The following is a 6182-nucleotide window of genomic DNA, read 5'->3' as shown; positions in this document are numbered from 1 at the left end:
GGGCGTCATGGGCGGCGGTCCTCCTGGTCGGCGGGTCCGACCAGGCTAGGGACGACGACGACGGCGCCCCGCCCGCCGTCGTCACCGGCGGTCATGCTCGGCCCGCCGGGGCCCCGCGGGCGTCCGGCGCGGGCCAGGGCGACGGCGGCCGGTGTGGACCCCGTCCCACGGCCGGGGCGTCCCGGCCCCCGGGCCGCCCGCGCGTGTCAGAGTAGGTCCATGACCACCTACGCCACCCTCGCCGCCCGGTACGCCGACGCCTTCGACTCCGTCGCCCACGGCGAGCGGGCCCGCGAGGCGGGCCGGCACCTGCCGTTCGCCGCCCTCGCGGAGCTGCAGGCCGCCGGGTTCGGCAAGGTCGGTGTCCCCGAGGACGCGGGCGGCGAGGGCGGCGGCAGCGAGACCGTGCTGCGCCTGCTCATGGACCTGGCCGCCCGGGACGTGAACACCGCGCACGTCTGGCGCTCCCACCTCGTGTTCATCGCCACGGCCATGGACCAGGCGCCCGCCCGTCGGGAGCGGTGGCTGCGGCACATCGTCGACGGGGACTGGGCCGGCTCCGCCCTGGCCGAACGCGCCGGCGGGGCCGCGCCGGGCCGTGCCGCCACCCTGGCCAGCCGGGACGAGGGCGGCACCTGGGTCGTGCGGGGGCAGAAGTACTACGCGACCGGCTCGGCCTTCGCCACGTGGACCGCCGCGACCGTGGGCATCGAGGGGGCGGACCTCGTCTCCCGCCGGAACTCCAAGCGGGCCGGGGGCGCGGTCCGCGAGCCGGACCGGGCCGTCGCCGTCGTGCGCGTGCGTCAGCCGCGCGTGGGCATCAAGGACGACTGGGACGGCTTCGGCCAGCGCCTGACCGCCACCGGGTCCGTGGTGCTCGACGACGCCGCGGCCGAGGAGCTGCTCGAGGTGCCGCGGCAGGACGGGCCCGTGCCCGTGCTCATGGAGGCGACCCTGCTGGCGCTGCAGGCCGGGATCGGCCGGGCGGCGCTCACGGAGGGCACGCAGCTGCTGCGGCAGCGGCGCCGCACCTTCAACACCGGCACGGCCGCGCTGCCCAAGGACGACCCCCAGCTCCTCGAGATCATGGGGCAGCTGGCCGGGCGGCAGGCCGCGGCCGAGCTGATGGTGCGCGAGATCGGGCGGCTGCTCGACGAGGGGCAGGACGGCGCCGACGGGGCCGGCCCGGCGGAGGCCGACGTCGTGGCGGCGTCCGCCGAGGCGATGGCGGCCGCGTACCGGGCCCAGGCCGTGGTGCCGGAGGCCGTCCTCGAGGTGTGCACCCGCATCTTCGACACGCTCGGCGCGTCGGCGACGTCGGCCACGCTGCGGCTCGACCGGCACTGGCGCAACGCCCGCACCCTCGCCACCCACGACCCGGCGGCGTTCAAGGTGCGCATGGCCGGCGACTGGCTCGTGAACGGCACCCCGCCGACCGCCTACACGTCGGCCGGCGAGGTCCCCGAGGGGGACTGACCCGACGACCGGGCGGCCGGACGTGCCGGGCTCAGGCCCAGCGGCGCAGGGCCCGGCGCTCCAGCAGGCCGAGCAGCCAGTCGGTGAGCTTGCCGAGCACGGCGAGCAGGATGATCGCCAGGATCAGGCGGTCCGTGCGTCCGTTGTTCTGCGAGTCGGTGAGCAGGAAGCCCAGGCCCATCGAGGAGGCGATCAGCTCCGCGGCCACCAGGAACAGCCAGGCCTGGGCCAGGGCCAGCCGCAGGCCGGAGAACACGGCCGGCACCACGGCGGGCAGCTGCACCGTCCGCAGCAGGGACAGCCCGTGGTAGCCGAAGGCCCGACCGGCCTCCACCAGGTGCGGGTCCACATGGCGCAGGGCGGCGTAGACGGTGGTGAACACCGGGAAGAACGCGCCGATCGCGATGAGGGTGACCTTGGACTCCTCGCCGATCTGCATCCAGAGGATCAGCAGCGGCACCCAGGCCAGCGAGGGCACCGCGCGCAGCGCCCCGATCAGCGGGGCGAACAGCGCGTCCGCCCACCGGGACAGCCCGAGCGCGGACCCCACGGCCAGCCCGAGCGCGGCGCCGAGCAGGAAGCCCAGCAGCACGCGCTGGGTGGAGATCCCCACGTGCAGCCACAGGTCGCCCCGCTCCAGCAGGTTGACGCCGGCGCTCAGCACCGCCCCGGGCGAGGGCAGCTGCACCGCGGAGAGCAGCCCGGCGGCCGTCACCGCCCACCACAGCACCAGGAGGACGGCGGGCACGGCCAGCCCCACCACCGCCCGGGCGCCGGGCCGCTCCAGCAGCCGAGACCGGTGCCGCCGGCGCGCCCCCGTGTCGCCGTCGTCGTGACCCGACCGCTCGCGTGCCTCGGGGTCCGTCGTCGCGGCGGGGGTGGTCGGGGCGGTGCTCATCGGATGGCCTCCTCGGCGAAACGGGTGTCCAGGATGCTCGCCAGGGCGGCGTCCACCTGGTGCTGGTAGTCGACGGACCCGGTGTCGACCAGGATCCGTCCGACCCCCGTCAGGGCGTCGAGCAGCTCCTGGCCCGGCACGGGGCTGACGTCCGCGTTGGTGCGTTCGAGGATCACGGTGCGGGCGACGTCGGGGGAGATCTTTGCTGCCTCGGCCAGGATCCCGACGGTCTCGTCCGGGTGCTCGAGCGCCCAGGCGCGGGCGCGTTCGTACGTGTCCAGGACGGTCTGGGCCGTCTCCGGGTCCTCCTCGAGGAAGGACTCCGTGGCGTTGAGGACGGAGAACGTGTTCAGGGCGAGGTCCCGGTACAGGAAGCGGGCGCCCTCGGCCTCGGCCTTGGCCATGATCGGGTCGAGCCCGGACCACGCGGCCACCGAGCCGCCGGCGAGGGCGGCGCGGCCGTCGGCGTGCTGCAGGTTCTGGATCTCGACGTCGGCCGGGTCCACCCCGGCGGCCTGGAGTGCCTGCACGGCGAAGAAGTACGGGTCCGTCCCACGCGTGGCGGCCACCGTGCGGCCCGCGAGCTGGGCGACGTCCGTGATGTCCGAGCCGGGCGGGACCATGAGCGCGGACCATTCCGGTCGCGAGGCGATGCCCACGATGCGCGTGGGCGCTCCGTTGGCCCGGTTCAGCAGCGCGGCCGAGCCGGCCGTCGACCCGATGTCCACGGAGTTCGAGCGCAGGAGCTCGTTCGCCTTGTTGGAGCCGGCGGAGAACACCCAGTTCACCCGGACGCCGCGGGGCGCGAGCGTCTCCTCCAGCCATCCCTGGTGGCGGATCACGAGGGAGAGCGGGTTGTAGGTGGCGTAGTCGATGCTCAGCGTGTCCCGGTCATTCACCGGGCCGGCCCCCGCCTCACCCTGCAGGACGCATCCGCTCAGGCCCAGGGGCAGGGACGCGGCCAGCAGGCCGAGCGCCGTGCGACGGGTCAGGCGTGCGGTGCCGGTGCCGCTCATCGGGCGTGGCTCTCGACGCCGAGGCCCTCGAGGAGCTCGGAGCGCAGCCGGGCCAGGCGGGCGTCCGCGCGGTCGCGGGGACGGGCCCCCGGCACGTCCACGATCCGCCCCACGGTCGCTCCGGGGCGGGCCGCGCCTTCGGGCACGGGGACGTCACGGGAGAGCAGCAGCACGCGGTCGGCGAGCTGCAGGGCCTCCTCCACGTCATGGGTGATGAGCAGGACGGTGGTGCCGGTGGCGGCGTGCACGTCCAGCAGCAGGTCCTGCATCTTCAGGCGCGTCAGGGCGTCGAGGGCGCCGAAGGGCTCGTCGAGCAGCAGCACGCCGGGGCGGCGGGCCAGGGCGCGGGCGAGCGAGGCCCGCTGGGCCATGCCGCCGGAGACCTCCCGGGGGCGGTGCTCCGCGAAGGGCGCGAGGCCCACGAGCTCGAGCAGCTCCTGCACGCGGGCCCGGCCCGCGGCGCGGTCCAGCCCCCGGGGCAGGCCGAGTTCCACGTTGCGGCGCAGGGTGCGCCAGGGCAGCAGGCGCGGCTCCTGGAAGCCGACGGCGGTGCGCTCGTCGTAGGGGCGCACGGGCGAGCCGTCGATCAGCAGCTCTCCGTCGAAGTCCGGGTCCAGGCCGGCCACGGCGCGCAGCAGCGTGGACTTGCCGCAGCCGGAGGCGCCGATCACGGCGAGCACCTCGCCGGGCGCCACGGTCAGGTCCACGTCGCGCAGGACGACGCGTGGTCCGTCCGCGGTGGGGAACGTGCGCCCGACGCCGCGGAAGACGACGTCGAGGCTGTGGCGGTCCTCGTCCCGGACCGGGGTGGAGGCGGTGGCACGGGAAGGCGCGTGCACGCTCATGGAGGGCTCCCATCGTCGCTGCGTCGTCGGTGTCGGCGCCGGACGGAGACGGATGCCAAACAGACCACCGCGGGCCCGGTCGGCTGCAAGTCTGCCCCGCCGCCGGCGCCGGAGGGCCGCACGGGCGTCACACCGGGGGCGCCGGGCCCCGCGCCGATCCCGCGCCGAGCCGGCGCCGAGCCAGCGCCGAGCCAGACGTTTCGGTCGTCTCCGTAGGGTGGAGGCAGCAGATTTCTCTGGCTCAGCGCTGGGGTGTCACTGGCTCAGCGCTGGGACGTCACTGGCTCAGCGCTGGGGTGCCGCTGAGTCGCCGCAGGGACGCCACCCGCGGACGTGCCCTCCGTCACGGTCGGGGCATGTCACGAACCGGGCGCCGCACGCGTGGCCGGGCCCGGCGGGGCCGTCATGAACCCCTGGGCCGGACCGGCTTCCACCGCCGGCCGCGTCAGCGTTGCATGGTGCGGAACCGTCGCTCGCCCGGCCGCGCCCCTGCGACCGGGCGGCCCTGGAAAGGAGACCCATGAGCACCGCCGAGAACGCCGGGGCCGGAGCACCCACCCGCCCGGACGAGCACCGCGCGATCCTCTTCAACGCATTCGACATGAACTGCGTCGCCCACCAGTCCCCGGGTCTCTGGCGTCACCCCGACGACCACGCCCGGGACTACAACACCCTGGGCTACTGGACGCACCTGGCGCAGACGCTGGAGAAGGGCCTGTTCGACGGCCTGTTCATCGCCGACGTCCTCGGCCCGTACTCCGTGTACGGCGGCACCTCCGAGGCCGCCATCAGGACCGGCGCGCAGACCCCCGTGAACGACCCGTTCCTGCTCGTCTCCGCGATGGCCGCGGTCACCGAGCACCTCGGCTTCGGCGTCACCGCCGGCACCGCCTACGAGCACCCCTACCCGTTCGCCCGCCGCCTCGCCACGCTCGACCACCTCACGGGCGGCCGCGTGGGCTGGAACGTGGTCACCGGCTACCTGCCCTCCGCCGCCCAGAACATGGGCCAGGACGACCAGATGGAGCACGACGAGCGCTACGAGCACGCCGACGAGTACCTCGACGTCGTCTACAAGCTCCTCGAGGGCTCGTGGGAGGACGACGCCGTCGTCTACGACAAGGAGTCCGGCGTGTTCGCGGACCCGGCCAAGGTCCACGACATCGCCCACGAGGGCCGGTACTTCACCGTGCCCGGCCACGCCGTCACCGAGCCGTCCGTGCAGCGCACCCCCGTGATCTACCAGGCCGGCGCCTCGACGCGCGGCCGCGCCTTCGCCGGCAAGCACGCCGAGGCCGTGTTCATCAACTCCCCCACGAAGGAGCTGGCGGCCGCCACCGTGAAGAAGATCCGCCAGGCCCTGGTGGACGCCGGCCGTGACCCGTACGACGTGAAGATCTTCGCGATGCAGACGATCGTCACCGGGGCCACCGACGAGGACGCGCGGGCCAAGTACGACGACCTGGCGCAGTACGTGGACCCGCTGGGCGGCCTCGTGCTCATGTCCGGCTGGATGGGCATCGACCTGTCCCAGTACGACCTGGACGAGCCGATCGGGGACGTGAAGTCGAACGCCATCCAGTCCGCCGTGGAGACCTTCCAGAAGGCCTCCGGCACGGATGAGGAGTGGACCGTGCGCAAGCTCGCCGAATGGGTGGGCATCGGCGGCTTCGGCCCCGTGATCGTGGGCGGCGGCGAGTCCGCGGCCCGTCAGCTCGTCGAGTGGGCCGACGAGACCGACGTGGACGGCTTCAACCTCGCCTACCACATCACCCCGGGCGCCTTCGAGGACGTCGTGGAGTTCGTGGTGCCGGCGCTGCAGAAGCTCGGCCGCTACAAGACCGCGTACACGGACGGCACGCTGCGCCACAAGCTCTTCGGCCGCGGCGACCACCTGCCGCAGAACCACCACGGCGCATCCTTCGCCCTGCGCCGCCGGTAGGGTGA

Annotated in this window: 5 protein-coding genes; 2 read left to right on the top strand and 3 right to left on the bottom strand. The window is 74.5% G+C overall.

The annotated features are described in order from the left end of the window. Window positions 1-219: 219 nt before the first annotated feature. Window positions 220-1476 carry an acyl-CoA dehydrogenase family protein gene (locus QL983_RS03145; protein ID WP_063189897.1) on the top strand — a complete coding sequence of 419 codons (1257 nt, stop codon included), beginning with the start codon at window positions 220-222 and terminating at the stop codon, window positions 1474-1476. 31 nt (window positions 1477-1507) lie between these two features. Here the strand turns inward: QL983_RS03145 and QL983_RS03140 are convergent, their stop codons facing one another. From QL983_RS03140 to QL983_RS03130, 3 genes are read right to left on the bottom strand one after another with little or no spacing between them, the layout of a single operon-like run. Further along, the gene (locus QL983_RS03140) at window positions 1508-2374 is read right to left on the bottom strand and encodes an ABC transporter permease (RefSeq protein ID WP_036317100.1); all 867 of its coding nucleotides are present in this window, start codon (window positions 2372-2374) and stop codon (window positions 1508-1510) included. Then, window positions 2371-3390 carry an aliphatic sulfonate ABC transporter substrate-binding protein gene (locus QL983_RS03135; RefSeq protein ID WP_036317079.1) on the bottom strand — a complete coding sequence of 340 codons (1020 nt, stop codon included), beginning with the start codon at window positions 3388-3390 and terminating at the stop codon, window positions 2371-2373. Before QL983_RS03135 ends, QL983_RS03140 begins: the two co-directional genes overlap by 4 nt. After that, window positions 3387-4235, bottom strand: coding sequence for an ABC transporter ATP-binding protein (locus tag QL983_RS03130; protein ID WP_036317077.1), 849 nt, complete (start codon window positions 4233-4235; stop codon window positions 3387-3389). The genes QL983_RS03135 and QL983_RS03130 overlap by 4 nt, the downstream gene beginning before the upstream one ends. A 520-nt stretch (window positions 4236-4755) precedes the next feature. Between QL983_RS03130 and QL983_RS03125 the strand changes: the two genes are divergently transcribed. Continuing rightward, window positions 4756-6177, top strand: a complete 1422-nt coding sequence (locus QL983_RS03125) for an LLM class flavin-dependent oxidoreductase (RefSeq protein WP_020621436.1) — start codon at window positions 4756-4758, stop codon at window positions 6175-6177. The last annotated feature ends 5 nt before the right edge of the window (window positions 6178-6182 follow it).

The sequence above is a fragment of the Micrococcus sp. APC 4021 genome, from assembly GCF_030407635.1.
Classification (GTDB): Bacteria; Actinomycetota; Actinomycetes; order Actinomycetales; family Micrococcaceae; genus Micrococcus; species Micrococcus luteus.
The sequence above is the reverse complement of the archived record's forward strand: the minus strand, read 5'-3'. Positions and strand labels throughout refer to the sequence as shown.

Coding starts and splice junctions, on each gene's coding strand:
- QL983_RS03145 (WP_063189897.1), top strand. CDS start 220: ATGACCACCTACGCCACCCTCGCCGCCCGGTACGCCGACGCCTTCGAC.
- QL983_RS03140 (WP_036317100.1), bottom strand. CDS start 2,374: ATGAGCACCGCCCCGACCACCCCCGCCGCGACGACGGACCCCGAGGCA.
- QL983_RS03135 (WP_036317079.1), bottom strand. CDS start 3,390: ATGAGCGGCACCGGCACCGCACGCCTGACCCGTCGCACGGCGCTCGGC.
- QL983_RS03130 (WP_036317077.1), bottom strand. CDS start 4,235: ATGAGCGTGCACGCGCCTTCCCGTGCCACCGCCTCCACCCCGGTCCGG.
- QL983_RS03125 (WP_020621436.1), top strand. CDS start 4,756: ATGAGCACCGCCGAGAACGCCGGGGCCGGAGCACCCACCCGCCCGGAC.